Source organism: Methylibium sp., assembly GCF_031393925.1.
Taxonomy (GTDB): Bacteria; Pseudomonadota; Gammaproteobacteria; order Burkholderiales; family Burkholderiaceae_C; genus Methylibium.
Map to the genome: position 1 here is coordinate 1 of NZ_JANMWL010000154.1, position 3,577 is coordinate 3,577.

The 3,577-nt window shown below is 70.2% G+C and carries 4 protein-coding genes; 1 reads left to right on the forward strand and 3 read right to left on the reverse strand.

Annotation, left to right across the window (positions count from 1 at the left end):
- A partial coding sequence (locus RMO12_RS08685; RefSeq protein WP_309638985.1) for a M48 family metalloprotease occupies positions 1 to 877 on the reverse strand: 877 nt, incomplete at its 3' end.
- Entirely contained in the window at positions 855 to 1,655 is an 801-nt protein-coding gene (gene tfpZ / locus RMO12_RS08690; protein ID WP_309638986.1) for a TfpX/TfpZ family type IV pilin accessory protein, read from the reverse strand. The genes RMO12_RS08685 and tfpZ, both read right to left, overlap by 23 nt.
- Positions 1,656 to 1,771: 116 nt before the next feature.
- Between tfpZ and moaC the strand changes: the two genes are divergently transcribed.
- Positions 1,772 to 2,278: a cyclic pyranopterin monophosphate synthase MoaC gene (moaC, locus tag RMO12_RS08695; protein WP_309638987.1), complete on the forward strand. Its 507-nt coding sequence runs from the start codon at positions 1,772 to 1,774 to the stop codon at positions 2,276 to 2,278.
- A gap of 36 nt (positions 2,279 to 2,314) precedes the next feature.
- Here the strand turns inward: moaC and RMO12_RS08700 are convergent.
- Positions 2,315 to 3,577, reverse strand: a 1,263-nt coding sequence (locus RMO12_RS08700) for a Wzy polymerase domain-containing protein (protein WP_309638988.1), incomplete at its 5' end; no start/stop codon positions are given.

The following is a 3,577-nucleotide window of genomic DNA, read 5'->3' on the forward strand; positions in this document are numbered from 1 at the left end:
GCGCGCTGGCCCCGGCCACGCCGAGCCGCGAGCGCGCCTCGCCGATGCGTTCGCTGGTCAACGGGTGGGTGCGCAAATAGGGGAAGTTCTGGCTGTCGTTCAGGCGTGACGCGAGTTGCAATTTCTCGAACATCGACGCCATGCCGGCCGGCGCATAGCCGGCGCCGGTGAGCACGCCGAAGCCGACGCGGTCGGCCTCGCGCTCGAACACGCGCGAGTAGTTGAGCTGGCCCTGCACCGCCACCGCCTGGCCGCCGGTGATGAGCGCGCTGGCGGCTTCCGGGCTGCGGCTGGCCGCCAGCACGCCCAGGATGAGCCCGGCCAGCCCGACCAGCGTGCTGGTCTTGCTGGCACCGAAGCTGCGCGCGATGTGGCGCTGCGACACGTGCGAAATCTCATGCGCCAGCACCGACGCCAGCTCCTCGGGCCCGGTCGTCAGGACGACGAGGCCCAGGTGGACGCCGACGTAGCCACCCGGCAGCGCAAAGGCGTTGACCGTGCGGTCGCGCAGCAGGAACATTTCCCAGGCGAAACGCTCGTCCAGCTCGGCCGGTATGTCGCCCCGCGCGCGCGCCGCGTCGAGCAGGCGGCTCCAGAGCTGCTGCAGGTAATCGAGCAGCAGCGGGTCGTCCAGGTAATCCGGGTCGCGCCGGATGTCTCTCATGATCCGCTCGCCCAGCCGCCGCTCGTTGGCCACCGAGAAGTCCTCGGAGGCGCTGTCGCCAAGGGAGGGCAGGGCGTTGCGGGACTCGGGCAAAGGCTGTGCGCGCACCGGCCCGATACCGCCCGGCAAGGCCAGCAGCAGCGCCAGCGCGAGCGCGCACTGGCGCTGCAATCGCGCAAGGCGCGGGGCGCTAGAAACCGTCGAACGGGGCATGCCCGACCACCTTGCCGTCACGGTCGACCAAGGCCACCCAGTCGGAGCTGCGCGCCAGCAACGGCAGGAACTTCAGTTGCTCGGCCGCAAGGCCGGTGTCGGCCACGTACGCCAGCAGTTCGGCGGCACGCTCGGGATAGCGGCGCTGCAACTCGGCCAGCGGCTTCGCTGCTTGCGCGAGCAGCGCTGCGGTGCGGTCGGCGGGCAGCCAGAACTCGGGGCGCATGCCGAGGTCGATGCCGGCCAGGCCGAAGTCGATCGCTTCGAGCTTCTCGCCTTCTGCGGGGGCACGCGTCGCCAGCAGATGCACGCCCTTCCAGGGCAGATCGCGCCACTCCGGCGGTGCCTTGTTCAGGTCGGCATCGACCAGGTCGATGGCGCGCACGACCCGCAGCCGGTCGACTTCGAGCGCAACCACCACCGGACGGACGGTGAACACCGTGTGCAGTCCGTAGCCCAAGCCGGCCAGCTGCAAGATGCCGACCACCGCCAGGTCACGCATCAGCGCGTGCCGCAGTTTGCGCCGGTCGAACACGGCGAAGGTGATCAACGGTCCCAACACCACATCGACCGCCACGATGATGAAGAACAGCTCCCGACCGCCCGAGATCTCGCGATAGGGCGTGGGGTACCAAAGCCCGAACACCAGCAGCGCGGCGAGGCCCGCCACCGCCGCGCTCAGCCCGAGATGGACGCCCGCGGCACGCAGCCGCGAAGGCAGATCGAAACGCCGCGCTGGCGACGCGGACACGGGCGGGCCGGGGAATGTGGATTGCATTGAAATGGACTCGCGTGGCAGACAAAACCGGCCGGATGCATGCCGTACCGATGTGGTTCGAGCATGCCCTTCCACTATGATGCCCCAGCCCGTGTTTCGCGATGTTGCCGCCGCTGATGAATCCTCGCTCCAACCCTGCCGCTGACGCGCTGACCCACTTCGACGAACACGGCCAGGCGCACATGGTCGACGTCGCGGCCAAGGCGGTCACGCACCGCATCGCCATTGCCGCAGGCCACATCCGCATGCAGGCCCAGACGCTGCGACTCATCACCGAGGGCGGCGCCAAGAAGGGCGACGTGATCGGCATCGCGCGCATCGCGGCGATCCAGGCCGCCAAGCGCACGTCCGAGCTGATCCCGCTGTGCCATCCGCTGCCCCTGACCCGCGTGGCCGCCGAGTTCACGCTCGATGCCGCCGGCAGTTGCGTGCATTGCCGCGTGACCGCCGAGACGCTCGGCCAGACCGGTGTGGAGATGGAGGCGCTGACCGCCGTGCAGATCGGCCTGCTCACCATCTACGACATGTGCAAGGCGGTCGACCGCGGCATGGTCATCGAGGGCGTGCGCCTGCTGCAAAAGCACGGCGGCAAGTCGGGCTCGTTCGTGGCCGAGCCAGGCTGAACCCCGCAGCGCGTCGGCGCGGCACGTTTCGCTCAGTCAGGGTTCCAGGTCGCGCCAGTTCAGGCGCACCGGCTGCTCGTTGCACTGAAACGGCGGCGCCGGGTTGTCGCGCCCGCAGTCCTTGAAGAACTCCTGCGCGTCGGCGCGGCGAAACTCGCGCAGCCGCTGCGCGGCGTAGAGCGCCTCGGCGTCCCGTCCGTTCGCCTTCAACGCCTGGGTGTACGCGACCAGCAAGCGCACGTCGATGAGCTGGTGCAGCGGCCGGCTGAAGGTGGCGAGCGCCGGCTCGGTCGACTCGCTCGTCACGGCGGCGTAGTCGGCGTGGTGACCGAACAGCACACTCTTGCGGCCTTCGGCAATGCGCTCGGCCAGCGGCGCATCTGCCACCGCGGGCGCAAAGATCACCTGGATGCGGCGGTGGTCCCAGGCGGCATAACTCGAGCCGGCAACGAACAGCACGCCGACGAGTCGCCACGTCCACGGCGGGGCGCGCGCGCCGCCGGGCTTGGGCGGGCCGGGTGCCGCACCGAGAAACACGCCGAGCGCCCAGGCCGCGGGCAGCAGGAAGTAGGCGTACCAGAGCGGATACTCGAGCAGGCTGTGCATCGCCAGCACGGCCAGCATCACGAAGGCGGCGCGCACCGGGCGCCCGGGCTGCTCCGCCGCAACGCACCAGGCGCGGTGGGCGCGCCACAGTGCCCACGTCAGCAAGCCGAGCACGGCCGCCGTCGCCGGCAGGCCTGTCTCCACCGCCAGTTGCAGCGGCAGGTTGTGGGTGTGGTCGAAGAAGGCCACCGGCCGGTCGGGAAAGGGCGTGAAGGTCCAGGCGAAATTGAAGTTGCCCCAGCCGACGCCCGTCCACGGCTGCTGCGCGAGCAAGGCCAAGGCATTGCGCCAGATGGCGAAGCGCGAGCTGCTGATGTCGCCGTTGGACTCGAGCCGTTGAGCGCCGTAGAACTGGGCCGCGTCCAGCGCAGCGTAGGCCGCCAGGCTGGCCCAGCAAAGCAGATAGATCAGCGGCGTGAGTGCCAGCGCCCAGCGCGCCGCGCGCGGCAACGAGCGATCCACGGCGGCCCACAGCAGCAACACGCCGAGCGACAGCGCGCCGGTGCGCGAGGCACTGAGTGCGACCGCCAGCACCATCAACACGATCGACGTCACCGCCGTTCGCGCCGCGAGCTGCCCGGCCTGCCAGAGCCAGGCGGTCATGACCATCGCGCACAACAGCGCGGTCGCCAGATGGTTGGGCTGGCGCATGTTGCCGACGGCGCGCCCGGGCGCGCTGTTGAGCGCCACCAC